Origin of the sequence: Amnibacterium sp. CER49, assembly GCF_029846255.1 — a bacterium.
Lineage (GTDB): Bacteria > Actinomycetota > Actinomycetes > Actinomycetales > Microbacteriaceae > Amnibacterium.
This window is the reverse complement of sequence record NZ_JARVWQ010000001.1, coordinates 376,066-400,468: the sequence shown is the minus strand read 5'-3', so window position 1 is coordinate 400,468 and position 24,403 is coordinate 376,066. Positions and strand designations below refer to the sequence as shown.

At 74.5% G+C, this 24,403-nt stretch carries 29 protein-coding genes; 17 read left to right on the top strand and 12 right to left on the bottom strand.

What is annotated here, in order from left to right:
* Position 1 precedes the first annotated feature (1 nt).
* On the top strand, positions 2-1,525 hold the full coding sequence (gatB, locus tag QDR37_RS01960; protein ID WP_279711864.1) for an Asp-tRNA(Asn)/Glu-tRNA(Gln) amidotransferase subunit GatB: 1,524 nt from the start codon (positions 2-4) through the stop codon (positions 1,523-1,525).
* 70 nt (positions 1,526-1,595) lie between these two features.
* On the opposite strand, the gene QDR37_RS01955 is transcribed toward gatB, so the two are convergent.
* From QDR37_RS01955 to QDR37_RS01935, 5 genes are read right to left on the bottom strand one after another with little or no spacing between them, the layout of a single operon-like run.
* Positions 1,596-2,546, bottom strand: coding sequence for a proline iminopeptidase-family hydrolase (locus QDR37_RS01955; RefSeq protein ID WP_279711863.1), 951 nt, complete (start codon positions 2,544-2,546; stop codon positions 1,596-1,598).
* 20 nt (positions 2,547-2,566) lie between these two features.
* Positions 2,567-3,331 (bottom strand): SDR family NAD(P)-dependent oxidoreductase, encoded by a 765-nt coding sequence (locus tag QDR37_RS01950; protein ID WP_279711862.1) that lies wholly within the window; start codon positions 3,329-3,331, stop codon positions 2,567-2,569.
* Position 3,332: 1 nt separating this feature from the next.
* On the bottom strand, positions 3,333-3,476 hold the full coding sequence (locus tag QDR37_RS01945) for a hypothetical protein (protein WP_279711861.1): 144 nt from the start codon (positions 3,474-3,476) through the stop codon (positions 3,333-3,335).
* Positions 3,477-3,523: 47 nt separating this feature from the next.
* On the bottom strand, positions 3,524-4,450 hold the full coding sequence (locus QDR37_RS01940) for a hypothetical protein (protein WP_279711860.1): 927 nt from the start codon (positions 4,448-4,450) through the stop codon (positions 3,524-3,526).
* 31 nt (positions 4,451-4,481) lie between these two features.
* The gene (locus tag QDR37_RS01935; RefSeq protein WP_279711859.1) at positions 4,482-5,408 is read right to left on the bottom strand and encodes a hypothetical protein; all 927 of its coding nucleotides are present in this window, start codon (positions 5,406-5,408) and stop codon (positions 4,482-4,484) included.
* 404 nt (positions 5,409-5,812) lie between these two features.
* On the opposite strand from QDR37_RS01935, the gene QDR37_RS01930 reads away from it, so the two are divergent.
* Both QDR37_RS01930 and QDR37_RS01925 read left to right on the top strand, forming a co-directional pair.
* A complete protein-coding gene (locus tag QDR37_RS01930; RefSeq protein ID WP_279711858.1) occupies positions 5,813-6,202 on the top strand; it encodes a VOC family protein in 390 nt (129 codons plus the stop codon).
* A 420-nt stretch (positions 6,203-6,622) separates the two neighbouring features.
* A complete protein-coding gene (locus QDR37_RS01925; protein ID WP_279711857.1) occupies positions 6,623-8,125 on the top strand; it encodes a methyltransferase in 1,503 nt (500 codons plus the stop codon).
* Between the two features lie 24 nt (positions 8,126-8,149).
* Here the strand turns inward: QDR37_RS01925 and QDR37_RS01920 are convergent, their stop codons facing one another.
* Positions 8,150-8,641 carry an FBP domain-containing protein gene (locus QDR37_RS01920; RefSeq protein ID WP_279711856.1) on the bottom strand — a complete coding sequence of 164 codons (492 nt, stop codon included), beginning with the start codon at positions 8,639-8,641 and terminating at the stop codon, positions 8,150-8,152.
* Between the two features lie 81 nt (positions 8,642-8,722).
* Positions 8,723-8,998, bottom strand: coding sequence for a GNAT family N-acetyltransferase (locus QDR37_RS01915; protein ID WP_279711855.1), 276 nt, complete (start codon positions 8,996-8,998; stop codon positions 8,723-8,725).
* Positions 8,999-9,120: 122 nt separating this feature from the next.
* Here QDR37_RS01915 and QDR37_RS01910 point away from each other — a divergent pair, with 122 nt between their 5' ends.
* The 3 genes from QDR37_RS01910 (at position 9,121) to QDR37_RS01900 (ending at position 12,597) form a co-directional block, all read left to right on the top strand.
* A complete protein-coding gene (locus QDR37_RS01910) occupies positions 9,121-10,563 on the top strand; it encodes an NAD(P)/FAD-dependent oxidoreductase (protein WP_279711854.1) in 1,443 nt (480 codons plus the stop codon).
* Positions 10,564-10,654: 91 nt separating this feature from the next.
* Complete coding sequence (locus QDR37_RS01905) at positions 10,655-12,133, top strand: cytosine permease (RefSeq protein WP_279711853.1); 1,479 nt, start codon at positions 10,655-10,657, stop codon at positions 12,131-12,133.
* Positions 12,133-12,597, top strand: coding sequence for a nucleoside deaminase (locus tag QDR37_RS01900; RefSeq protein ID WP_279711852.1), 465 nt, complete (start codon positions 12,133-12,135; stop codon positions 12,595-12,597). Before QDR37_RS01905 ends, QDR37_RS01900 begins: the two co-directional genes overlap by 1 nt.
* Before the next feature lie 87 nt (positions 12,598-12,684).
* Here the strand turns inward: QDR37_RS01900 and mscL are convergent, their stop codons facing one another.
* The 4 genes from mscL to QDR37_RS01880 all read right to left on the bottom strand — a co-directional run bounded on the left by mscL (position 12,685) and on the right by QDR37_RS01880 (position 15,254).
* Positions 12,685-13,098 (bottom strand): large conductance mechanosensitive channel protein MscL, encoded by a 414-nt coding sequence (mscL, locus tag QDR37_RS01895; protein ID WP_279711851.1) that lies wholly within the window; start codon positions 13,096-13,098, stop codon positions 12,685-12,687.
* A 98-nt stretch (positions 13,099-13,196) separates the two neighbouring features.
* Entirely contained in the window at positions 13,197-13,568 is a 372-nt protein-coding gene (locus QDR37_RS01890) for a VOC family protein (protein ID WP_279711850.1), read from the bottom strand.
* A 151-nt stretch (positions 13,569-13,719) separates the two neighbouring features.
* The gene (locus QDR37_RS01885; RefSeq protein ID WP_279711849.1) at positions 13,720-14,451 is read right to left on the bottom strand and encodes a DUF72 domain-containing protein; all 732 of its coding nucleotides are present in this window, start codon (positions 14,449-14,451) and stop codon (positions 13,720-13,722) included.
* Positions 14,445-15,254, bottom strand: coding sequence for an NAD(P)-dependent oxidoreductase (locus tag QDR37_RS01880; RefSeq protein ID WP_279711848.1), 810 nt, complete (start codon positions 15,252-15,254; stop codon positions 14,445-14,447). The genes QDR37_RS01885 and QDR37_RS01880 overlap by 7 nt, the downstream gene beginning before the upstream one ends.
* 71 nt (positions 15,255-15,325) lie before the next feature.
* On the opposite strand from QDR37_RS01880, the gene QDR37_RS01875 reads away from it, so the two are divergent.
* Both QDR37_RS01875 and QDR37_RS01870 read left to right on the top strand, forming a co-directional pair.
* Complete coding sequence (locus tag QDR37_RS01875; RefSeq protein ID WP_279711847.1) at positions 15,326-16,159, top strand: DUF3097 domain-containing protein; 834 nt, start codon at positions 15,326-15,328, stop codon at positions 16,157-16,159.
* 37 nt (positions 16,160-16,196) lie between these two features.
* Positions 16,197-17,201: a hypothetical protein gene (locus QDR37_RS01870; protein ID WP_279711846.1), complete on the top strand. Its 1,005-nt coding sequence runs from the start codon at positions 16,197-16,199 to the stop codon at positions 17,199-17,201.
* Here the strand turns inward: QDR37_RS01870 and QDR37_RS01865 are convergent.
* A complete protein-coding gene (locus tag QDR37_RS01865; protein ID WP_279711845.1) occupies positions 17,144-17,638 on the bottom strand; it encodes a metallophosphoesterase in 495 nt (164 codons plus the stop codon). The genes QDR37_RS01870 and QDR37_RS01865 overlap by 58 nt on opposite strands.
* A 145-nt stretch (positions 17,639-17,783) precedes the next feature.
* Here QDR37_RS01865 and QDR37_RS01860 point away from each other — a divergent pair, with 145 nt between their 5' ends.
* The 9 genes from QDR37_RS01860 (at position 17,784) to QDR37_RS01820 (ending at position 24,379) form a co-directional block, all read left to right on the top strand.
* A complete protein-coding gene (locus QDR37_RS01860) occupies positions 17,784-18,455 on the top strand; it encodes an HAD family hydrolase (RefSeq protein ID WP_279711844.1) in 672 nt (223 codons plus the stop codon).
* 44 nt (positions 18,456-18,499) lie between these two features.
* Positions 18,500-18,736 carry a DUF3072 domain-containing protein gene (locus tag QDR37_RS01855; protein WP_279711843.1) on the top strand — a complete coding sequence of 79 codons (237 nt, stop codon included), beginning with the start codon at positions 18,500-18,502 and terminating at the stop codon, positions 18,734-18,736.
* Between the two features lie 164 nt (positions 18,737-18,900).
* Positions 18,901-19,602 (top strand): hypothetical protein, encoded by a 702-nt coding sequence (locus QDR37_RS01850; protein ID WP_279711842.1) that lies wholly within the window; start codon positions 18,901-18,903, stop codon positions 19,600-19,602.
* A gap of 90 nt (positions 19,603-19,692) precedes the next feature.
* Positions 19,693-20,613, top strand: coding sequence for an oxygenase MpaB family protein (locus tag QDR37_RS01845; RefSeq protein ID WP_279711841.1), 921 nt, complete (start codon positions 19,693-19,695; stop codon positions 20,611-20,613).
* 42 nt (positions 20,614-20,655) lie between these two features.
* A complete protein-coding gene (locus QDR37_RS01840) occupies positions 20,656-21,096 on the top strand; it encodes an OsmC family peroxiredoxin (protein WP_279711840.1) in 441 nt (146 codons plus the stop codon).
* A gap of 106 nt (positions 21,097-21,202) precedes the next feature.
* The gene (locus tag QDR37_RS01835; protein ID WP_279711839.1) at positions 21,203-22,300 is read left to right on the top strand and encodes a 3-oxoacyl-[acyl-carrier-protein] synthase III C-terminal domain-containing protein; all 1,098 of its coding nucleotides are present in this window, start codon (positions 21,203-21,205) and stop codon (positions 22,298-22,300) included.
* A 2-nt stretch (positions 22,301-22,302) separates the two neighbouring features.
* Positions 22,303-22,866 (top strand): isoprenylcysteine carboxylmethyltransferase family protein, encoded by a 564-nt coding sequence (locus QDR37_RS01830; RefSeq protein ID WP_279713534.1) that lies wholly within the window; start codon positions 22,303-22,305, stop codon positions 22,864-22,866.
* The gene (locus QDR37_RS01825) at positions 22,863-23,894 is read left to right on the top strand and encodes an FAD-dependent oxidoreductase (protein ID WP_347882083.1); all 1,032 of its coding nucleotides are present in this window, start codon (positions 22,863-22,865) and stop codon (positions 23,892-23,894) included. Before QDR37_RS01830 ends, QDR37_RS01825 begins: the two co-directional genes overlap by 4 nt.
* Positions 23,891-24,379, top strand: a complete 489-nt coding sequence (locus tag QDR37_RS01820) for a GNAT family N-acetyltransferase (protein ID WP_279711837.1) — start codon at positions 23,891-23,893, stop codon at positions 24,377-24,379. The genes QDR37_RS01825 and QDR37_RS01820 overlap by 4 nt, the downstream gene beginning before the upstream one ends.
* Positions 24,380-24,403: the final 24 nt, after the last annotated feature.

Genomic DNA, 24,403 nt, shown 5'->3' with positions numbered 1-24,403 from the left:
CATGGCTGCACCGAACGCCACCGACGTGCTCCTCGACTACGACGAGGCCCTCGCGAAGTACGAGCCCGTGCTCGGCTTCGAGGTCCACGTCGAGCTGTCGACCGCGACGAAGATGTTCTCCGCCGCGCCGAACCCGGCCGCGGGAGACGACCCGGCCGCGCCGAACACGGCCGTCGCGCCTGTCGACATGGGCCTGCCGGGGTCGCTCCCGGTCGTGAACGCCGAGGCGGTGCGCTACTCGATCTCGCTCGGCCTCGCGCTCGGGTGCTCGATCGCGGAGTCCTGCCGGTTCGCGCGGAAGAACTACTTCTACCCGGACCTCGGCAAGAACTACCAGATCAGCCAGTACGACGAGCCGATCGCCTTCGAGGGCTCGGTCGAGGTCGAGCTCGAGGACGGCACCCTCTTCCAGGTGCCGATCGAGCGGGCGCACATGGAGGAGGACGCCGGCAAGCTCACCCACATGGGCGGGGCGACGGGCCGCATCCACGGCGCCGACGCGGCGCTCGTCGACTACAACCGCGCGGGCGTGCCGCTCGTCGAGATCGTCACGAAGCCGATCTTCGGCGCGGAGCACCTCGCCCCGCAGCTCGCGAAGGCGTACGTGGCGACCATCCGCGACATCGTGCGCTCGCTCGGCATCAGCCGTGCCCGCATGGAGCGCGGCAACCTCCGCTGCGACGCGAACGTCTCGCTCCGGCCGCGCGGCGAGACGCGGCTCGGCACGCGCACCGAGACGAAGAACGTGAACAGCCTCCGCAGCGTCGAGCGGGCCGTGCGCTACGAGATCCAGCGCCAGGCCGCGATCCTCGAGGCCGGCGGCTCGATCGTGCAGGAGACCCGGCACTGGCACGAGGACACCGGCACGACGAGCGCGGGCCGGCCGAAGTCCGACGCCGACGACTACCGGTACTTCCCGGAGCCCGACCTGCTGCCGATCCGGCCCTCGGCCGAGCTCGTGCAGCAGCTGCGGGCGGCGCTGCCCGAGTCGCCGACCCAGTTCCGCCGTCGGCTGCAGGCCGACTACGGCTTCACCGACTCGGAGTTCCGCGACATCCTCAACGCGAACGTGCTCGTCGAGCTCGAGGAGACCGTCGGGGCCGGCGCGGCGCCCGCGCAGGCCCGCAAGTGGTGGCTCGGCGAGATCCTGCGCATCGCGAACGCGCGCGGCGTCGAGCCCGGCTCGCTCGTGTCGCCGCTGCACGTCTCCGAGCTCATCGCCCTCGTCGAGACGGGCGAGCTCACCGACCGGCTCGCTCGGCAGGTGCTCGAGGGCGTCGTGGCGGGGGAGGGCAGCCCCGAGCACGTCGTGAAGGCCCGCGGGCTCGCCGTCGTGTCGGACGACTCCGCGCTGCTCGCCGCGATCGACCAGGCGCTCGGCGAGCAGCCCGACGTGCTGCAGAAGATCCGCGACGGCAAGGTGCAGGCCGCCGGCGCGGTCATCGGCGCGGTCATGAAGGCGATGCGCGGCCAGGCCGATGCGGCCCGGGTCCGCGAGCTCGTGCTCGAGCGCGCCAACGCCTGACGTCCCCCGGGCTGCTCCGGATCCTTGCCGCTCTGCCGGGCTGAGAGCGGCAAGGATCCGGAGCAGGCGGCTAGAGCGACTTCAGGAAGTCGAGCAGACCCGGGAAGTAGTGCGTCGGGTCGTCGAACTGCGACAGGTGGCTGCCGTCCGGGCAGTGCAGGTAGCGGCCGTTCGGCAGCTGCTCCGCCATCCACCGCATGTACTCGGGATCCATCGTGTCGTGCGTCGCGCCGATGGTGAGGGTCGGCACCGTGATGCGGCCGAGGTCGCCGGAGCGGTCCCACGTCTCGAGCGAGCCGGAGAGGCCGAGCTCGGAGGGGCCCTGCATCGGTACGTAGACGTCGGGGTTGATGTGCGCGAGGCTCCGGACGGCGGGCTCCGGCCACTCGTCCGGCGGGAAGCGGCAGACGTGCTGCTGGTAGTGGTGCTCCATCAGCAGCTCCTCGTAGCGCGGGTCGTCCGTCGCGCCCGTGGCCTCGAGGCGCTGGATCTCGGCGAGCGCCTCCTGATCCATCGCCGGCATGAGCACGTCGTGGGCGTAGGCGTTGTAGGCCGGCGCGCTCGACATCATGTTCGAGATGACGAGCCCCTTCAGGTGCTCCTGGTGGTGCAGCGCGTACTCGAGCGCGAGCAGGCCGCCCCACGACTGGCCGAGCAGCACGAGGTTCGACGCGTCGAGGCCGAGCGCGCGGCGCACCTGGTCGACCTCGTCGACGAAGCGGCCGAGGTCCCACAGCGAGGGGTCGGTCGGTCGGTCGCTGCGGTACGAGCCGAGCTGGTCGTAGTAGTAGTACTCGACGCCCTCCGGCGGCAGCCAGAGGTCGAACGGCTCGTAGAGCTCGTCGGTGGCGCCGGGGCCCCCGTGCAGCAGGAGCACCTTGAGGTCGGGGTTCGTGCCCACCCGGCGCGTCCAGACCCGGAAGTCGCCGATCGGGGTCGTGACGGGCACCATCCGGTTGCCGCCCGCGACGACGTCGCGCGGATCCCAGGTGCTCGTGTCGTAGTAGGACGCCTGCGTCATGCCTCCACGCTATCGACGCCTCATCGGAGGTAGGAGGCGCCGTTCGCGTCGAGCACCGCGCCGCTCACCCAGAGCGGGGCGTCGGTGGCGAGCCAGGTGACGACGTCCGCCACCTCGTGCGGCTGCGCCACCCGGCGGAAGGGGCTCTGGGCGCGCACCGCGTCGCCGTCCGGGCCCTCGAGCACCGATCGCGCCATGTCGGTCTCGACGAAGCCCGGAGCGACCGCGGCGGCGAGCACGCCGTGCGGCGCGAGGGCGAGCGCGAGCGACTGCGTCATCGCGTGCAGGCCCGCCTTGCTCGCCGCGTATGCGGCCGTGACGGGCTCGCCCCGGTACGCGCCGCGCGACCCCACCGCGACGACCCGACCGCCTCCCGCCCCCTCGGGACGAGAGCGGAGGTGGTCGACGAGCAGCCAGGCGAGGTTCGCGGGCCCCACGAGGTTCGTGTCGAGCGTCCGCCGCCAGGCGTCGCGCCAGCCGGCGTAGTCGATCGCGTCGATCGGATGCGCCTCGTACACCCCGGCGTTCAGCACGAGCACGTCGAGGCCGCCGAGCGCGGCGATCGACTGCGCGACGACCGCCGCGCACACGTCCGGATCCGTGACGTCGCCGACGACGACGGCGTGCCCGTCGCCCTGGAGCGCGTCGCGCACGGACTCCGCGGCCCCGCGGTCGCGACCCGCGTGCACGACCACCCGGCATCCGGCCCGCGCGAGCGCCGTCGCGATCGCGGCCCCGATGCCGCGGCTGCTGCCCGTGACGAGGACGCGCCCTCCTCCGCCCACGTCAGCGCCGGCGCCGGACGAAGAACACGACCGCGACCACGATCAGCACCGCGACGGCGAGGAGCACGACCACCATCCCGGCGGCGTTCGCACCGCTGCCGAGGTTCGTGGCGGCGGGGAACGGGAGCGTCGAGGGAAGGGCCATGGCAGGAACCTACGAGCCCTGCCCGCGAAGGCTCCGAGCGGGGCGCGTCAGTACTGGACCTTGCACGACACGTCGTAGTCGAGGCCGCCCGAGACGTACTGGGTGAGCGCGATCCGGCCGCCCGTGAACGGGGTGACGGAGCAGTTCGACTGCGCCGTCTTCTGGCTCGGCGCGCCGGCGCCCCACTCGGGCACGCCGATCAGCGGGCTCGTGCTGCCGTCCGGTCGCGAAGGCACGGTGGCGCCCGTGCCGCCGACGATCGTGCGGTACTGGGCGGTGGTCGAGTACACGCCGACGCTGCCGGCGCCGCCGACCGTCGTCAGGTAGTCGGCTGCTCCGGCGAGCGACGCCGCGTTGCTCGCGGTGTCCGTCGACGACCAGGTGTTGCTCGTCTCGACGTCGAGCCACCACTTGCGGCCCGTCAGGTCGCCGAGCTGCTCCTTCGCGTACTCGACGGCCTGCTCGGCGCGGACGAAGCCGTAGACGTAGGCGCACTCGGGGCCGTACGGCGTGCCCTTCGCGCCGCAGCCGACGGCGTTGCCCGACGGGTACGTGACGCTGGCCACCGGCAGGGCGCCGGTCGGACCCGGGCTGGGCGCGGCATTGGGCCGGTCGCTGTCGGAGACGGGCCACCACGAGGCCTGCGCGCCGGCGTTGCCCGTGTTGACGTAGAGCCCGGCGGCCGGCTGCGTCGCCGTGCCCGGGGTCGTCCGCGCCCAGGCGAACTGGCCGCCCAGGCAGGGGTTGTAGTTCGCGGCGTTGCCGCCGTTCACGCCGACGAGGCCGAAGAGCGCGCCGCTCGGGGTGCTCCTCCCGCACTGCGGGTACGAGATGTCGTTCCCGGTCGTGGCGGCGGTCGCCGACGGGCCCGTCCGCTCGGGCTGGAGCGGCGACGCCGACGCCGCGGTGGGCGCGAGCAGCGCGAGCGCGGCGGCGAGCGCGGGGACGACGGCCAGCAGCGATGATGGACGCATCCGCACAGGGTGCCGCATTCTCGGCGGTTTGTCAGGCCTTTCGCGTGCCTGTCGCCGACGCGGATCGCAGCACGGTCTGCAGGCGGTGCGCGTCGAAGAACCGGACGACCGCGGCCGGGTGGAAGTTCGAGGCGTCGCCGTGGTTCCCGATCGTCGGCGTGTAGACGACCGAGCCGCCTGCAGCGCGCTCCGCGGCGGCGAGCCGTCGCGCGTTCAGGGCGGCCGACACGACGGTGTCGTGCGCGGAGGCCCAGATCATCATCGGCACTCGGGGCACCGCGACGGGGGAGACGACCGAGCGGTCCGCGCCGGCCCAGTCGCGGCGGATCCAGCCGGCGAAGCGGTGCTTCGTCGCCATGGTGCGCAGGTCGTACACGGGGTACCAGGCGGTGACGGCGCGGACGCCGGGCACGGTGCGCGCGAGCCGCATCGTGGCGAGCCCGCCCATCGACTCCGCCATGAGGAAGACGTCGTGCAGGCCGTAGGCGCGCTCGGTGCGGGCGATGAGCGTGCGGTAGTCGGCGACGCTCGCCGCGTCCCCCCACGCCCGGCCGCCGGCGTCGGCCGCGAGCACGACGTAGCCGTGCTCGACGAGGTCGTGCACCACCCCGGACTGCCGGCGGTCGTCGACGATCGTGCGGCGGCCCTCGCCGCTGCCGTGGACGAACACCGCGAGCGCGCCGTTGCGGTGGGGCGGCGCGACGACGAGCGAGCCGGCGGCCGCATCGTCCACGATCCGGCGCTCGGCCCAGGTGTTCACCACGGGCTTCAGCCCCGTGCCGCGAGCGACACCGGCCGCGGCGTCCTCCGTCGCTGCCGGCGTCGGTGCCGTCGCGACCGGCGGCGTCCCGGGCGTCGACGGTGCGCACGCCGCGAGTGGCGTGGTCGCCACCGCCACCACGAGCGCGGCCGTCAGCACGCGGATCCGGGCGACGGCCCGGCCGTGGGGAACGGGCACGACGTCCTCCAAGGCTCCTCGGGCGCGCGACCACCGCGCGCCCGACCAGGCACAATCGGGCACGACCGCCCGGGCATTCCCGCCACGCGGCGGGCCGTTACCGAACCGTGCCTCGAACTGGGGTGGTCAGAGGATCGCCCTGCCGCCCGTCACCGCGACGCGCGCCCGAGACGTGGCTGCGCTCGTTCGAGGCGGTCGTCGCATCATCGCACCGTCGGCTGGGAGGCGGAGGGCTCGACGGGACTCCGCGGCCGCGTCGCTGCCTCGGGATCGTGGGGGTGCGAGAGAGCGCCGATGGCGTCTGCGGGACCGCGTCGCGCTCTCGCGGCCGTTCCGGTCGTCGGCCCGCCCCGTTACGCTTCGGGCGCGGCCACCCCGTGCGGCGTCCGCGGACGGAGGCAGCGGTGCTCGAAGGTGCGAACACGTTCTCCGGGATCTCGGTCGACGACATCGATCAGGCCCGCGCGTTCTACGGCGGCCGGCTCGGCCTGCAGGTGAAGGAGCAGATGGGCGGCCTCGTCGCCACGCTGCCCGACGGCGCCGAGCTGTGGATCTACGCGAAGCCCGACCACCAGCCGGCGACCTTCACGGTGCTGAACTTCGTCGTCGACGACCTCGAGGGCACGGTCGACGCGCTGAACGCGGCGGGCGTCGCGACGCGCATCTACGACGACCTGCCGTACCCGGCCGACGAGCGCGGCATCGTGCGCGGTCGCGCGGCCGGATACGGGCCCGACATCGCCTGGTTCAAGGACCCGGCGGGCAACGTGCTCGCGGTGCTCGACCGGGGCTGACCTCGCCGCTTCGCCGACCCGCTCGGCGTCGCCCGGAACGGCGTCGGACCACGTCCGGTGATACCACTCCTGGTACCACCGCCCCGACCCCGGATCGTCCTGATCGGCCCCTGACCAGGCGTTCTTCTGCAAGCGCCTCAGGCGCTCGGGCCGGTCGCAGAGGGCTCGCAGCGAATCGTTACCGAAAGCCCCCGGAACGGGGTGCACGACACGGGGGAGCCCGATCCGGGCCTCCGATTACGCTGCACACAGCCCCGAGGACGAACCTCTTCTCTTCACTCACCGCCGTCGGGGCCCCTGCTCGGGATGTCCGATCGTCCCGACGCTGCGGGATGCGCGACGCGATCGAGACCTCGCGTCGCGCATCCCGCCGAAACCGCTCCCGGCCCGCTGCCCGCATCGCGGCGACAGGATGGTCGGATGCAGGAGCATCCCGAGCCCGCGCTCGTCGAGCGGCTGCGGCACGACCTCGACGCCGCCGGCTACACCGTCGACGGGCTCGAGGCGGCCTGGGGACCCGTCGCGGCCGCGGCACTCGGCCGCGACGACCCGGTGCCGGCCCTCGCCGAGCTCGACCGGCGCCCCGCGACCGCGGTCCGGATCCTCGGCCGCCTCCTCGTGCTCGGCGACCCCGTGCCGGGCGCCGCGCTCGCCGAGGCGCTGCCCACCCTCGGCCTCGAGGGCGCCGAACGGCTCGGGCTGATCCGTCGGGACGGCGAGCTCGTCGCCCCGGCCGCGGACCTGCGGCCGTTCGCCCTCGCCGACGAGCACGGCGTCGCGTCGTGGTGGATCGTCTCCGACCTCGGTGAGCTCGCCCTCGGCGGCGAGCTGCCGGAGGAGCACGTGCTCGGCGCCGGCGCCGCGTCGTCGACGCTGGCGGGGCTCACCCTGCCCGCGGCCGGGTCGGTGCTCGACCTCGGCACGGGTAGCGGGGTGCAGGCGCTGCAGGCCGCGCGCACCGCCGACCGTGTCGTCGGCACCGATGTGTCGCCCCGCGCCCTCGGGTACGCCCGGCTCAACGCGGCGCTGAACGGGGCGGAGCTCGACCTCCGGCTCGGCAGCCTGTACGAGCCGGTCGCCGGGGAGCGGTTCGACCGGATCGTGTCGAACCCGCCGTTCGTGATCACGCCTCGGCGCGTGGGGGTGCCCGAGTACACGTACCGCGACGGCGGTCTGCCGGGCGACGGGCTCGTCGAAGCCGTGGTGCGGGGAGCCCGCGACCACCTCGCGCCCAGGGGCGTCGCGCAGCTGCTCGGCAACTGGGAGGTGCACGGCGACGAGGTCGCGGCGCGCGAGCGCGTGCTCGGCTGGGCCGACGGCCTCGACGTGTGGGTCGTGCAGCGCGACCTGCTCGACCCCGCCGAGTACGCCGAGACCTGGGTCCGCGACGGCGGAGCCCAGCCGGGCGGCCGGCGCTGGCGGGAGCTCGTGCGCCTCTGGCTCGACGACCTCGCCGACCGCGGCGTCACCGCGATCGGCGCCGGCTACGTGACCCTCCGGGCGCCTGCGGCGGGGGAGCGGCCGACCCTGCGGCGCTTCGAGCACCTCGCCGGACCGGTGTCCGGGGTGGGCCGGGCGCTCGCCGTCGGCCTCGCCGGGCACGACGCGCAGGCGGCGCTCGGCGACGACGCGCTCGCCGCGCAGCGGCTGCGGGTGGCGCCGGACGTCACCGAGCACCGCCACTACTGGCCGGGCGCCGCCGACCCGACCGTGCTCGAGCTGCGGCAGGGCGACGGGTTCACCCGCACCCGCCGCGTCGACACGGCGACGGCCGCGATCGTCGGCGCCTGCGACGGCGAGCTCCCGCTCGGCGACCTCGCCGCGGCGGTCGCGCGCCTCCTCGACGCCGACCCGGAGGCCGTGCTCCGCGCAGCCCTCCCCGAGACGCGGGAGCTGCTCGTCGAGGGCTTCCTGCTGCCCTGAGCCGGTGGATCGGGGCGGGCGGGCTCAGGCCGCGCCGAGCAGCCCGTCGGTGAAGGCGTCGAGCCGCGACTGGAGCCCCTCGATGCGGCGCTGGAGGATCTCCTCCGGCGGCAGCTGCATCGGCGCCGGTGGCGGCGTGATGCGGATGGTGGCGGAGCAGCCGAGGTCGGAGCAGATGTAGGTGCCGATCGTGTCGCCGTTGCGGCCGGCCTCGCCGGGCCGCGGCGCCGCGAACAGCGAGACCTGGGCGCCGGGCTGCGGCGTGTGGCAGAGGTTGCACATGGCGTTGATGCCGCCGCGGATGCTCGGGTTGCTGCGCAGCGCGAGCGAGACGGGCCGGTCGCCCTTCCACACCGTGAGGTAGGCGCGCTGCGGGGCGCGGGCGTCGTGCCAGCCGAGGTACTCGCGCTCGTCCCAGACGACCTCGTGCAGACCGGGCATCGGGACGCGCTCGGCGTCGACCTCCGGCACGTTCACGAAGGAGGCGCGGATCTGCTCTTCGGTCAGCGGCTGCATGGTCCTCTCGGCACCGCCCTGGCTCGATCAGCGGCCCGAACAGTGTAGGCGCGGACCGGCCGAGCGGGATGCGCCGATCGGTCAGCGGCGGCTGTAGTCGGGGTGCTCGGCGAGGAAGTTGCGCACCATCGAGCACTGCGCGATCGGCTTCAGCCCCGCGGCGAGGGTGTCGTCGAGGGCGGCGCGCACCATGCGCGTGCCGTAGCCCTGGTGCTCGTGCGACGGCGCGATCTCGCTGTGGATGAAGATGCGTCCGTTGCCCGTGTCGCGGTAGACGACCTCGCCGATCACCTCCCCTTCGAGCGAGGCGAGGTAGCGCGTGTGCACGTCGTCGTGCACCGTCTCGAGTTCCGGCATGGCGTCATCCTGCCCGATGCCCGGGGGGACCGCGGCCCCCGTCGGCGGAGCCGGGTGGGGTGGTCGACGCTCCCAGTCGCGGTCGGCCAGGATCGGGTCGTGCGCTCCCGGCGGTCCGCGGCATGACGGACCTCGACGTCGTCGTGATCGGCGCGGGCCCGAACGGGCTCGCCGCTGCGGTGACGCTCGCCCGGGCGGGTCTCTCGGTGGCTGTCTACGAGCGGGCGGACACGGTCGGGGGCGGTGCGGGCAGCGCCGAGACGACGTTGCCCGGCTTCCGCTCCGACCTCGGGTCGGCGGTGCACCCCATGGCGTTCGCCTCACCGTTCTTCCGCCGCTTCCGCCTGGCCGAGAAGGTGCCGTTCGTCACGCCCGAGCTCTCCTACGCGCACCCGCTGGACGGCGGCCGGGCGGCACTCGCCTGGCGGGACCTCGACCGGACGGTCGAGGGGCTCGGAGCGGACGGCCCCGCCTGGCGGCGCCTGCTCGGCCCACTCGTCGAACGCGCGAACGACGTCGTCCGGTTCACCACGGGCCCGGTGCTGCGCATCCCGCCGCAGCCGCTCGTCGCCGCCCGCTTCGGCCTCGCCGCGCTCGATCAGGGCACGCCGCTCTGGAACCGGCGGTGGCGCACCGAGGCCGCGCCGGCCCTGCTCACGGGCGTCTTCGCGCACACGATCCGCCGGCTGCCGTCGCCCGGGCCGGCCGCCGCGGGGCTCGCCCTCGCCGTCGCCGGCCACGCGGGCGGCTGGCCGATCCCGGTCGGCGGCACGCAGGCGATCGCCGACGCCCTCGCGGCCGACGTGCGCGCGCACGGCGGCCGCATCGAGACGGGCCACCCGGTGCGGTCGCTCTGCGACGTGCCGACGGCCCGCGCCGTCCTCTTCGACACGAGCGTGCCCGCGCTGCTGTCGATCGCGGGCCGCCGGCTCGCGCCGCTGCTGCGCACGCTGCTCGTCGGCTTCCGCTTCGGCAACGGCGTCGGGAAGGTCGACTTCGCGCTCGACGGGCCGGTGCCGTGGGCGAACGAGGACGCCCGGGCGGCCGGGACCCTGCACCTCGGCGGCACCCGGGCGCAGATCGCGGCGAGCGAGAACGAGGTGGCGGCGGGCCGCTTCCCCGAGCACCCCTACGTGCTCGTGTCGCAGCCGACCGTGCTCGATCCGACGCGCGCACCGGCGGGCAAGCACGTGCTCTGGACCTACCTGCACGCACCTCGCGGCTCGACGGTCGACCCGACCGAGGCGGTGACCGCGCAGATCGAGCGCTTCGCGCCGGGCTTCCGCGATCTCGTGCTCGCCTCGAGCGCGCGGAGCGCGGCCGAGATCGAGCGATGGAACCCGAACTTCGGCGGCGGCGACATCGCGACCGGTGCGGTGAGCCTGCCGCAGCTGCTCGCCCGGCCGGTGCCGTCGGCCGACCCGTGGCACCTCGCCGACGGCGTCTATCTCTGCTCGGCCGCCGCCGCGCCCGGGCCCGGCGTGCACGGGATGGGCGGCTACCTCGCGGCGCGCAGCGTGCTGCGCCGCGAGTTCGGCGTGACCGCGCCCCCGGATCTGGCGTGACGGGGGCGCCCTGTGTTTCCAGGGCGTTACGGGGCGGCAGCAGGTCAGTAACGGCACCGGAACCGTCCCTGACGTTCCCTACGCTTGTGCTGTGACGACCCTCGACGCGCCGCCCGTCCGCAAGCCGATCGTTGAGACGGGTGGTATCGAAGCCATCCCCGTCGACCGCCGCCACGGCTCCCCGTGGCAGCTCCTCGCCACCTGGTCCGCCCCGAACCTCGAGTTCGCGACGGTCTTCGTCGGCGTCATCGCCGTGGCCTTCTTCGGACTCGGCTTCTGGCAGGCGATGCTCGCGCTCGTGCTCGGCAACGCGCTCGGCAGCATCACCCATGGCATCCTGTCGAGCTGGGGACCGCGCGACGGCGTCGCGCAGATGGTGCTCGGCCGCACGGCGTTCGGCACGCGCGGCAACATCCTGCCCGCTGCGCTCAACACGCTGATGGCGGGTCTCGGCTGGTTCGCCACGAACTCGGTGAGCGGCGCCTTCGCCCTCACGAGCCTGCTCGGCCTGCCGATCTGGCTCAGCCTGCTCATCATCGTGGTGCTGCAGGTCGCGGTCGCCTTCATCGGCCACGACCTGGTGCAGCAGTTCGAGCGGTACGCCACGATCGTCCTCGGCATCATCTTCCTGGCCGCGACGATCTTCGCCCTGGCCACCGGCGCGCTCGCGCACGGCGCGAACCACGGCCCGTCCGGCTTCAACGCCGGCTTCGGCGGCTTCACGGTCGCCGCGGCCGCCGCGTTCGGGTACGCCGCCGGCTGGAACCCGTACGCCGCCGACTACACGCGGTACCTGCCGGTCCGCACCTCGCCGCTGAAGACCGGTCTCGCCGCCGGGCTCGGCGACTTCGTCTCCTGCACCGTGCTCATGGCGGCGGGCGCCGCCGCGGCGACCGTGCTCGACTTCGGCAAGGGCAACCCCACCGACCTCTTCACGTCGGCCGCGGTGATGCCGGTGATCGTCGGCAAGCTCGCGCTGCTCGGCATCTTCGTCGGCGCGATCGCCGCGAACGCCCTGAACATCTACTCCGGCGCGATGAGCTTCCTCGCCGCCGGCGTCAAGATCCCGTTCAACCTGCGCCGCGCGATCGTCGCGGCCGTCTTCGGCGTCGTCGGCTTCTTCATCGCGCTCGTCGCGGCGGGCGACCCGAAGAACACGTACGAGAACTTCCTCCTCGTCATCGCGTACTGGATCGCGCCGTGGCTCGGTGTGGTGCTCGTCGACCGCTACCTGCGTCGCGGCACCCGGATCGCCGCGTTCCTCGCCGACGACGCCCGGTACACGAACTGGTCGGGCCTCATCTCCCTCGTCGTCGGCATGGTGCTGTCGATCTGGCTCTTCTCGAACCAGACCTTCTACACCGGCGTGCTCGTGGCGCCGACGGAGAAGTTCAGCAGCGGGTTCGTCAGCGACTACGGCATCGGCGACCTGACGCCGTTCGTGGGCTTCATCGTCGCGGCCGTCCTGCACCTCGTGCTCGTGCGGGTGTTCAAGCCGGAGATCGGCGCGCCGCTGCCGGCGGACGGCTACGAGGAGCCCCACCACGTCGACGCCGCCTCGGCGGCCTGATGAGCGACGGACGCCGCTACGTCACGGACGCCGAGAAGCTCGAGGTCGCGAAGGAGCAGGCCCGCGAGGGCGCCCGTGAGGGCGGCATCCCGATCGGCGCCGCGCTCTTCGACGCCGACGGGCGGCTGCTCGGGTCGGGCCACAACCGCCGGGTGCAGCACGACGACCCGTCGGTGCACGGCGAGACCGACGCCTTCCGCAACGCCGGACGGCAGCGCTCCTACCGCGACACGACGATGGTCACGACGCTCTCGCCGTGCTGGTACTGCTCGGGCCTCGTCCGGCAGTTCGGCATCGGCCGCGTCGTCGTCGGCGAGGCCGAGAACTTCGTGGGCGGGCACGACTGGCTCGCCGAGCACGGCACCGAGGTGGTCGTGCTCGACGACCCCGAGCTGATCTCGATGATGAAGGACTTCATCGAGCTGAACCCGGCGCTGTGGAACGAGGACATCGGCGAGGACTGACCCGCCCCGATCCTGCCTGCTCCGGATCCTTGCCGCTCCGACGACGTGGAAGCGGCAAGGATCCGGAGCAGCGGTCGTTCCGGGGGCTCAGTCCGCGATGATCGGCACCACGTCGCGGGTGCAGAACATGCACACGCTCGCGTCGACCGGGATGAAGCTCCTGCAGTGGTCGCACTCGCGGTTGCCCTGCGCGCCCGCCGCCTCGCGGCCCGTGGCCCGGCGGATCGCCTGCACGATGAGCATGATCGTGAACGCGAGCAGCAGGAACCCGAGGAACACCGTCAAGAAGTGCCCGTAGCGGATGTGCGCGCCGTTCAGCACGATCTCGAGGGCGTTGAAGTTCGGCTTGCCGAAGATCGCCGCCACGAGCGGCAGGATCACGTCGCCGACGAGCGACTCGACGACCGCGGCGAACGCCGCGCCGATCGCGAGGCCGACCGCGAGGTCGACGAGGCTGCCCGAGAAGGCGAAGTTCTTGAAGTTCGTGAAGAGGGTGCGCACCCGTGGCTCCGTCCTCGCCCGCGGCCCTGCAGGCGTCCGTCGGTCGCATCGTGCCGTTGCGGCGGCGGGGCCGTCAACGCCCGGCACGGGCGTCGCGGTCAGCCCCGGTGCGGCAGCTGCTGCAGCGTCCAGCGGTTGCCGTCCGGGTCCGCGAAGGTGACGAACCGGCCCCAGCCCTGCTCGTCGACCGGCGAGGCGTCCACCCCGGCGTCGAGCAGCTCCTGCCTGGCCGCGTCCGCGTCGTCGACCACCGCCATGACGGCCTTCAGCGAGCCCGGCGCCATCTCCGAGAGGCCCGTGCCGAAGGCGATGGAGCAGCCCGAACCCGGCGGGGTCACCTGCACGAATCGGATGTCCGGGGTCGGGCTCGCGTCGTGGTCGGCCGTCCAGCCGAGCTGCTCGACGTAGAACCGCTTCGCGCGGTCGACGTCTGTCACGGGCACGACCACGACCTCGATGCTGGCGCGCACGACGCCCTCCTCCCGGCGCTCCGTCGCGCCGTCCGCCGCCAGCATCCCGCCGCGCACCGACGCGGCGCCAGCGTTCCGCGGTGGCTGTGGCGTCGCGCGGTGGGCATGCGTACCGCGCCACGCCAGAAGTACCGCGCGACGCCGGACGGGGTCAGCCCTCGAGGAAGCGGCGCAGGGTGAAGGCGTTGCGCACCGCGTTGCCGGCGCCGTCGTTGTTGAAGTAGGCGAACACCTCGTGGCCCGCGGACTCCCACTCGCGGATCCGGTCGGCCCACCACCCGAGGTCGGCGTCCGAGTAGGAGCCGGCGTAGAGCGCCTGGTCGTCCGGGCCGTGCAGCCGGACGTAGACGCGGCGGGCGGTCGCGCGCAGCACGCACGGCAGCCCGGCGCCGCTCATCACGCAGTAGGCGGCGTCGTACCGCTCGAGGATCCGGTACACCGCGTCGTCGTCCCACGAGGGGTGACGGAGCTCGACCGCCGTCGGCATCCACGTCGGGACCCGCTCGAGGAAGTACTCGAGCCGCGCGTCGTCGCGCTCGTGGTCGGGCCGCAGCTGCACGAGCAGCATCGCCCGCTTGTCGCCGAGCTCGTGCCAGCCCGCTTCGATGCGCGTGAGCCACTCCTCGGGTCCGTAGAGGCGCCGGGCGTGGGTGAGCCCGCGCGGCGCCTTCACCGACAGCTGGAAGCCCGGCGGCAGCCGCTCGCGCCAGCCGGCGAAGACGGCGGGTCGCGGCCAGCGGTAGAAGCTCGCGTTCAGCTCGACGGTCGGGAACGCGGCGACGTAGCGCTCGAGCCGTCGGCCGGGCGGCAGCCCCGGCTCGTAGAGCACGCCGGACCAGTGGTCGTACGACCAGCCGGAGGTGCCGATGTGCGCCACTACCACCGCCGCCCGAGCGGCTTGGCGGGGTCGGCCCAGTCGCCGCCGAGCGGCGCGGACCCGAGCGGGGGCACATCGGCGGCGGACGCGTACCCGAGCTCGGCCGCGACGAGGCCGGCGTACGCCTCGGCGTCGTCCCGGGGGTGGTAGCCGAGCGCGCGGCCCGCCTCGAGCGACACCACGCCCCGCGTGTTCGCCGAGACGCCCCAGACGACGACGTGCCCCGGCCTCGCGTCCGGCGCGGCGAGCAGCAGCCGCACGAGATCGGCCGGGGAGAGCCAGACCGACAGGGCCCGGGCGGTGCGGGGCCGCTCGTCGAACGCCACGATCCGCGCGGAGACCACGCGCATGCCGAACCGGTCCGCGTAGAGCTGCGCGAGCGCCTCGCCCGCCACCTTGACGACCCCGTAGTACGAGTCGGGCCTGGGCGGCAGCAGCGCGGTCCCGGCCTCGTCGGCGGGCGTCGCGCCGACCGCATGGCCGGAGCTCGCGATCACGGTGACCGGCACCGCCGCCTCGCGGGCCGCCTCGAGCGCCACCCGGACCGACTCGAGGTTCACCCCGACGAGGTCCGCCCACGCGCGCTCCTCGGGGAAGCCGGCGAGGTGCACGAGCAGGTCGGCCCCGCGGGCGGCCTCCGTCATGGCCACCTGGTCGGTCGCGGAGGCGAGCACGACCTCGTCCTCGGCGGACGCCGCGGGCGGCTGCCGGAGGTCGAGCAGGCGGAGCGACCAGCCGGCGTCACGGAGCAGGGGCGTGATCGCGGTGCCGACGCGGCCCGCGGCGCCCGTGAGCAGGATCCTCGGCACGTGGTGTCCCTCCGGGCGACACGCTAGCGGGCACCGCCGGATGCGGCCGGGCGCCGCTTACCGTCGACGCCATGAGCTGGGACCGGTACAGCACGGACGTCCTCTCCGACGACGGCTGGCGCCGCAAGGCGCCGCCGCCGAAGGTGGTCGAGGCGCTTCGCGGCACGGTGGTCGAGGAGGTCCAGAGCGGCTTCGTCGGCGCCGTCGTCGGCGTCGAGGGCCGCATGGTGAAGCTCGAGGACCGCCGCGGCAAGGTGCGGGTGTTCCCGATCGGACCCGGCTTCCTCATCGACGGCGAGGCCGTCGCGCTGCGGGTGCCGAAGGCCAGACCCACGACCGGCCCGCTGCGCAGCGCCTCGGGCTCCTTCGCCGTGACCGACGCCCGTGCCCGCGTCGCGCGCGCGAGTCGCATCTTCGTGGAGGGCCGCCACGACGCGGACCTCATCGAGAAGGTGTGGGGCCACGACCTCCGCGTCGAGGGCGTCGCCGTCGAGTACCTCGAGGGCGTCGACCACCTCGAGGCCGTGCTGCAGGAGTTCAAGCCCGCGCCCGGCCGCCGCGTCGGCGTGCTCGTCGACCACCTCGTGAAGGGCAGCAAGGAGAGCCGCATCGCCGAGGCCGCGGCGCGGCCCTGGGACGGCGAGGTGCTGATCGTCGGCCACCCCTACATCGACATCTGGCAGGCCGTGAAGCCCGAGCGGCTCGGCATGAAGGCGTGGCCCGTGATCCCGAAGGGGATCGAGTGGAAGCACGGCATCTGCGCGGCGCTCAAGTGGCCGCACGAGGACCAGGCCGACATCGCCGCGGCCTGGCAGCGGATCCTCCGCCGGGTGGACTCGTACGCGCACCTCGAGCCGGCGCTGCTCGGCCGGGTCGAGCAGCTGATCGACTTCGTCACCTCCTGACGCGGGCGCCGTCTGCCGTCCCTCCTACGCTGCGGGGGTGGACGACGTCGTCGCGTGGCTGCTCGAGGGTGATCCCGCCGTGCGCGGGCAGGTGCTCCGCGACCTGACGGACGCGACCGACGAGCAGATCGCGGCCGAGCGCACGCGGGCGGCGACCGAGGGCTGGGGTGCGCGGCTGCTCGCGGAGCAGGGCGAGAACGGCCTGTGGGACGGCGGCGTCTACCGGCCGGGCTGGGTGGACGAGTCGCGGCCGTTCTTCGACGCGTGGACCGCCACCCACTTCGCGCTGTCGCTGCTGCGCGAGCTCGACCCGGATCCCGCGTCGCCCGCGGTGCGCGTCGCGCTCGATCGCGTGCGCGAGCAGGTGCGCTGGGACATCGGCGACCGCCCGTACTTCGAGGGCGAGGCCGAGCCGTGCGTGAACGGCGCCGTGCTCGTCAACGCGATGTGGGCGGGCGAGCCCGGCGACCGCGTCGTCGAGGCGCTGCTCGATCGCCGGCTGCGACGTGAGGGGTGGAACTGCTTCGACCGGGACGGCGGCGGCACGTTCTCGTTCCACTCGACGCTCGCGGTCGTGGAAGGGCTCCTGTCCTTCGAGCGGGCCGGGGGCTCGCATCCCGAGGCGCGCCCGGCCCGGCTCGCGGCGGAGGAGCTCCTGCTCGAGCGGTCGCTGCTGCACCGCCTGTCCGACGGCGAGCCCGCGGATCCGCGCTTCGCGCTGCCGGCGTTCCCGGCGTGGTGGTACTACGACGTGCTCCGCGCCCTCGACCACTTCCGCCTCGCGCGCCCCGGGGGCGACCCTCGTCTCGCCGACGCGATCGCCGTGCTGCGGCGTCTGCGCCGGCCGGACGGGCGGTGGCGCATCGAGCAGACCCACATGGGACCGACCCTCTTCGAGCTGAGCGGCGAGGAGGAGGGGCACCCGAGCCGGATGGTCACGCTGCGGGCGCTCCGCGTGCTCCGATGGTGGGAGGCGCTGCCGGATCAGAGCCGGCGCAGCGACCAGGAGATCCGGCCGCCGTCGAGCTCGAGCAGCCCGTAGGTCCGGTGCGGCTGCCGCCGCCGGTCGGTCGGGGAGCCCGGGTTCAGCAGCCGCAGACCGCGGGGCGTCGTCGTGTCCCAGGGGATGTGGCTGTGCCCGAAGACGAGCACGTCGAGGTGGGGGAACCGCTCGTCCATGCGCCGCTCGCGGCCGACCGAGGGCCCGGTCTCGTGCGTCACCGCGATCCTGACCCCCTCGAGGGTCGCCTCCGCCGTACCGGGAAGCCGCGCGTGCAGCGCCGGGCCGTCGTTGTTGCCCGCGCAGCCGAGCACGAGGGGCGACCGGGCGTGCAGCAGGTCGAGGGTCGCCTCGTCCACCCAGTCGCCGGCGTGCACCACGCCGTCGGTGCGGTCGAGCTCGTCGAGCACCTCGGGCGGCAGCGCCTTCGCCCGTGCCGGCAGGTGCGTGTCGGCGAGCACGAGCAGGCGGAGCACCACGCGCCGAGTCTGGTCCCTCGGCAGCCACATCCTGCGGCTTCCGGGACGTCGGAGCGGCACGAGGTCGTGACCGCTCAGGCCTCCGGCCGGCGATCGGCTGCCGTCACGCGGCTGCCGGTCAGGGCGCTCGGATCTACTGGGGGGCATGCCCGGGCCCGCCTTCGCCGCCGTCCTGCTCGACATCGACGGCACGCTCGTCGACTCGAACTACCTGCACATCGAGGCGTGGAGCCGCGCGTTCGCCGACGTCGGCGCGCCTGTGGCCGCCTGGCGCATCCACCGCTGCATGGGCATGGACTCCGCGAAGCTGCTCGACGCGCTGCTCGGCGACGGGGTGGAGCGGTTCGGCGACGAGGCGAAGGCGAAGCACTCCGAGTACTACCTCGCGATGGCGGACCGGCTGCGGCCATTCGAGGACGCGCAGGACCTGCTCCGCACGCTGGCGGCGCGCGGCTTCCGGGTGGTGCTCGCGACCTCGGCGCCGGCGGAGGAGTTCGCGCTGCTGCAGCGCACGCTGCAGGTCGACGACGCGATCGCCGAGTACACGACGTCGGAGGACGTGGGGCAGGCGAAGCCCGCCCCCGACATCGTCGAGGTCGCGCTGCAGCGGGCCGGGGTCGCGGCGGAGGAGGCGATCATGGTCGGGGACGCGGTGTGGGACGTCGACGCGGCCAGGCGCTCGGGCGTGCCGACGATCGGGCTGCGCAGCGGCGGCGTCTCCGCCGCCGAGCTGCAGGAGGCCGGCGCGGTCGCGGTCTACGAGGATCCGGCGCAGCTGCTCCGCGAGCTCGACGCGAGTCCGCTGATCAGCGCCTGATCGTTCATGGCGGGCTGTCGGAGGGCTCGCCTAGCGTCGACCGCATGAGCGACGACAAGAGCGAGACCCTGGGCGGACCCGAGGGGTCGTCCACCGAGAAGGACCCGAGCACGTGGGTCACGGGCGACGAGCCCGCGACCGGCGCGCAGAAGAGCTACCTCGACACCCTGGCGCGCCAGGCCGGCGAGGAGATCTCGGCCGACCTCACGAAGGCCGAGGCCTCGGAGCACATCGAGCGGCTGCAGGAGAAGACGGGCCGCGGCAGCGGCAGCGACTCCTGATCGCCGCCGCGGGCGGCACGGGCGGGTACCCGCCGCCGGCACCTCCCGCGGCAGCGGCCGCTGAGCAGCGGATCCTCAGGCTCCCATCCGACCGGCAGGCGCCACCCCGGTGCCTCATACCCGCCCGCCGTAGGTTCGGCGCCCACGACGTCAGGAGCACGACGATGGGCTTGATCGACCGCCTCTTCGGCAGGCAGGACGACGACGACCGGTACGGACGCGCAAGGCCGGGCCGGCGGCCGCTCTCGGACGACGAGCGCGCCGTCGAGCGCTACCGCTACCTGCTGCGCACGGCACCGCCGGACGCGATCGAGGAGGTGCACACCGAGGCGTTCGCGAAGCTGACCCCGGAGCAGCGTCGCCTCGTCTTCGACGAGCTCGCCCGGTCGACCTCACCCGCCGACCGTCCGCGCAGCGACGACCCGCGGGTGCTCGCCCGCAGCGCGACGCGCGCCGAGGTGCGGCAGCCCGGCTTCCTCGAGCGCTCCTTCGGCGGCTACGGCCCGGGCGGTGGCTACGGCCCGGGCGGTGGCTACGGCGGCGGCTACCGGGGACCCGGACTCGGCGCCACCATCGGCGGCTCGCTGCTCGGCACGGTGGCGGGCGTGGTGATCGGCTCGGCGGTCGCCGATCTGCTGCTGCCCGGCATCGGCGACCTCGCCTCCACCGGGTTCGACGCCGACATGGCGGGCTTCGACGGCGACGGAGGCTCCGGCGACGGCGGGTTCGACGGCGGAGGCTTCGACGGCGGCGGGGGCGATGTCGGAGCGGGGGACTTCGGCGGCGGGGACTTCGGCGGGGGTGACTTCGGCGGCGGAGGCGACTTCGGGGGCGGGGGAGACTTCGGCGGCGGCATGGACGTCTGACGCCCCCGCGTCCTTCCGGTCCTCTGTGACCCGACGGCGGCGCGAGGGCTCTCGGCCGGCGTCCGGCGACGGCGCTCGCAGAATGGCGGCATGGGGCCCCTCGAGATCCTGCGGTCGCGGATCCTCGAGGTGCTCTCCGGGCAGTCCGGTGGCGTCCCCGAGTGGACGCAGGAGCTCGCGCGCGGCGACGACGCCGGCTACTTCGAGCCCGACGGCCCGGTGTGGACGGTCCACCGCGACGTCGCGACCCTCGTCGCGGGCCCCCGGGCGCTGCTGCTGCAGGCCCTGCATCCGGGCGCGATGGCGGGCGTGCACGACCACTCGCGCTACCGCGAGGACCCGTTCGGCAGGCTGAACGGCACGATCCGCTGGATCACCACCGTGAGCTTCGGCAGCACCGAGCAGGCCCGGCGGGCCACCGGCTTCGTGCAGCGCATCCACGAGCACGTCCGCGGCACCTACCCCGACACCGCGGGACGCCCTGTGGCGTACGCGGCCGCCGACCCCGACCTGCTCTCCTGGGTGCACCTCGCCTTCACCGACTCCTTCCTCCGCACGCACCTGCGCTTCTCCGCGCGCCCGATCCCCGGCGGTCCGGACGCCTACGTGCGCGAGTGGGCGATCGCCGGGGAGCTGATGGGCGTCGTGGACCCGCCGCGCTCGGTCGCCGAGCTCGACGCGCAGCTCGACGCCGTGCGCGCGACCGGGGTGCTCCGCGTCGACGAGCGGGTGCAGGACGCCGTGCACTTCATCCGGCACCCGCCGCTGCCGAGGCTGCTGCTGCCCGTCTACCCGCTGCTGTTCGGGGGCGCGGTCGCCGCGCTGGCGCCCTGGATGCAGCAGCTGCTCGGCCTCACCCCGCCCGGACCGATCGGGCAGGCCGGCACCCGCACGATCCTCGCCGGCACCGCCGCGCTGCTCGGGCCGGCCGCCGCCGTCGGCGCCGCCCGGACGCGCCTCGCAGCCCTCGCCTCGCCCTCGGAGACGTCCAGGTCCACCGCCGAATACTGACGGGAGCCCCGGGACCGACGGGGACGACGACGAGGAGGCACCATGCCCACGCGCACCGCACGCACCGCCTGGGACGGCGGACTGCAGGACGGCTCCGGCCAGGTCGAGCTCTCGAGCTCCGGCGCCGGCACCTACGAGGTCTCCTTCCCGCGCCGCACGGCCGACGACGCCGGCGGTGTCACGAGCCCGGAGGAGCTGATCGCCGCGGCGCACTCCGCCTGCTACGCCATGCAGCTCTCGGCGGTCATCGCCGAGGCCGGTGGCACGCCCCACTCGCTCGACGTGAAGGCCGACGTGTCGCTCGGTCCCGATCGCGCCGGCGGCTTCCGCATCACCGGCATCGTGATCACCGTGCAGGGCGAGGTCGAGGGGCTCGACGCGTCGGGCTTCGAGCAGGCCGCGCAGAACGCGAAGGAGACCTGCCCCGTCAGCAAGGCGCTGACCGGCACGGAGATCACCCTGCACGCCTCGCTCGTGCAGTGAGGTCAGGGGTGCGGGGACGGCGGGGCGTCCCCGCACCCGACAGGGCCGCCGAGATCGGTTCCCGACGGCGCAGGGCCCCCTCCGGCCCCGTGTTACGGTCCCGCTCATGACGCGCATCGCCGCCGCAGCGACGGCCCTGCCGGCCCACGCGTACGCCCAGAGCGCGATCACCGAGCTGATCGCGCCGATGGTGACCGGCGACCCGAAGAAGCAGGCGCTCCTGCGCCGGGTGCACCGCGCTGCGCAGGTCGAGACGCGCCACCTCGTGCTGCCGCTCGAGGAGTACCGCACCGCGCTGACCTTCGGTGAGACGAACGACCGCTTCGTCGGCGAGGCCACCCGGCTCGCGGGCGACGCGATGCGCCGCGCGCTCGACTCCGCCGGGGTGCGGCCGGAGGAGGTCGACTTCATCGTCTTCACCTCGGTCACCGGCATCTCGGCGCCGTCGGTCGACGCGCTGCTCGTGCCGCTGCTCGGCCTCCGCGACGACGTGAAGCGGATGCCGATGTTCGGGCTCGGCTGCGTCGCCGGCGCGGCGGGCATCGCCCGCGTGCACGACTACCTCGTCGGCCACCCCGACGACGTCGCCGTGCTGCTCTCGGTCGAGCTCTGCTCGCTGACCGTGCAGCGCGACGACGACTCCATGGACAACATCGTCGCGAGCGGCCTCTTCGGCGACGGCGCGGCGGCCGTCGTGCTCGTCGGTGACCGTCGCGCCCGGCGGACCGGCGCCGCAGGGCCGCGCGTCGTCGACACCCGCAGCCGCCTCTACCCGGGCAGCGGCGACATCATCGGCTTCCGCCCGAGCGAGACCGGCTTCCGGGTCATCCTCACCGCGGGCGTCGTCGAGGTGATCGACGCGAACTTCCCGGGCGACGCCCGCGGCTTCCTCGCCGCGCACGGCCTCACGGTCGAGGATGTGCGCGCCTGGGTCGCGCATCCCGGCGGCCCGAAGGTGCTCGACGCCTTCCAGCGCGGACTCGGCCTCAGCCCCGAGGCGCTCGAGCGCAGCTGGCGCTCGATGGCCGCCGTCGGCAACCTCTCGTCCTCGAGCGTCCTGCATGTGCTCGCCGGCGAGCTCGACGCGCCGCACGACGCGGGCGACCACGGCCTGCTCTTCGCCCTCGGGCCCGGCGTCAGCGCCGAGTTCGTGCTGCTCGAATGGCCGGAGGCGACCGCCGCGGCCCTGCCGGTCGCGGCCTGACGATGGTCGCGGCCTTCTCGGCCGGCTGGGGCGTCGCGTACGCCTGGTACCTCGGCCTCCTCGGGCTCACGGCCGCCGAGCGGCTGCTCGAGCTCGTCGTCTCGGCGAGCAACGCGCGCTGGGCGCTCCGCCGCGGTGGCTGGGAGGCGGGTCGCGGGCACTTCCCGGCGATGGTCGCCCTGCACACGGGGCTGATCCTCGCCTGCGCGGTCGAGCCGGTCGTCGCCGCGCGCCCGTTCCTGCCCGCGCTCGGCATCCCGATGGCGGTCGCCGCGCTCGCGGCGCAGGGCCTGCGCTACTGGTGCATCCTCTCGCTCGGGCGCCGCTGGAACACGAGGATCGTCGTCGTGCCCGGAGCGCCGCTCGTCCGCCGGGGCCCCTACCGGTTCCTGCCCCACCCGAACTACGTGGTCGTCGCGGTCGAGGGGGCCGTGCTGCCGCTCGTGCTCACCGGATGGGTCACGGCCGTCGTCTTCACGGTGCTGAACGCGGTGCTGCTGCTGCGCTTCCGCATCCCGGCGGAGGAGCGGGCCCTCGCCCGGGCGCTCGAGGGGGCGCGCGGATGACCGCCGACCTCGTCGTCGTCGGAGGGGGCCCCGTCGGCCTCGTCACGGCGCTCGAGGCCGCTCGCGCGGGCCTCGAGGTCGTCGTCGTCGAGCCGCGCGACGTGCCGGTCGACAAGGCGTGCGGCGAGGGCCTCATGCCGGGCGCGCTCGAGGTGCTCGACCGGCTCGGCATCGAGGTGCCGGGCGCGCCCATCCGCGGCTTCCGCTACGCCGACGAGCGGGTCGTGGCCGAGCACCGCTTCCGCGGTCCCGCAGGGCGCGGCGTCCGGCGGCCCGTGCTCCACGCCGCGCTCGCCGCGGCCCTCTCGGCGCACGGGGTCCCGCTGCTCCGAGCGCGCGTGGAGCGCCTCGAGCAGGACGCCCGGGGCGTCGACGTCGCCGGGATCCGCGCCCGCTACGTCGCCGGAGCCGACGGCCTGCACTCGACCGTCCGGCGTCTCGCCGGGCTCGAGGGACGGGCGGCGCGCCGCCCGCGGTACGGCCTGCGCCGTCACTGGCCCGTGACCCCGTGGACCGATCTCGTCGAGGTGCACTGGCGGCCGGGCTTCGAGGTGTACGTGACGCCCGTCGGCCCCGCCGAGGTGGGCGTCGCGGTGCTCGGCGCGCGCGGTCTCGACCTCACGACCGCCGTCGCCGCATGCGCCCCGGTCGCCGAGCGGCTCGCCGGTGCCCGACCCGCCGACGCGGTGCGCGGCGCCGGGCCGCTGCGGCAGCGCTCGACCGCGCGCGTGCGGGGGCGCATCGCCCTCGTCGGCGACGCCGCCGGGTACGTCGACGCGCTCACCGGCGAGGGGCTCGCGGTCGGCTTCGCCTCGGCCCGGGCGCTCGTCGCGGCGGTCGCGGCCGACGACCTGGCCTCCTACGAGCGGGCGTGGCGCCGCACGGCACGGGCGCAGCGTCTCGTGACGGAGGGGGTGCTGCGGCTCGCCACGTCGCCGCTGCGCCGCGCGGTCGTCCCGATCGCCCGGGCGGTGCCGCCGGCCTTCGGCACCGCCGTCGACCTGCTCGCGGGGACGGGCGCGGCATGACGGGGTTCACGGTCCGGGAGACGGTGGAGGACGACTGGCCGCGCGTGAAGGCGCTGCGGCTGGAGATGCTGCAGGACACCCCGATCGCCTACCTCGAGACCTTCGACCAGGCGCGCCGACGGCCCGAGTCGCACTGGCGCGCCCGCGCCGCTCGGGACGACGGAGCCCTCCGGCTCGTCGCCGAGACCGACGACGGCCGCTTCATCGGCACGATGGCCGGCATCCTCCAGGGCGGTCCGACGCTCGTCGGGGTCTACGTCGCCCCCGACTTCCGCGGCCGGGGCAAGGGGGTGTTCGACGCGCTGCTCGACGGCGTCGAGGCCTGGGCCGCGACGCTCGGCGACACGCTCCGGCTCGAGGTCAACGAGTTCAACCCCCGCGCGCGAGCCGCCTACGAGCGGCGCGGCTTCGTGCTGACCGGCCGGACGGTGCCGCACCCGCTGCCGCCGCCCTCCCGCGAGCTCGAGATGATCAGGCGCCTGTGACGACGCATCCCGTTCGCGGCATGT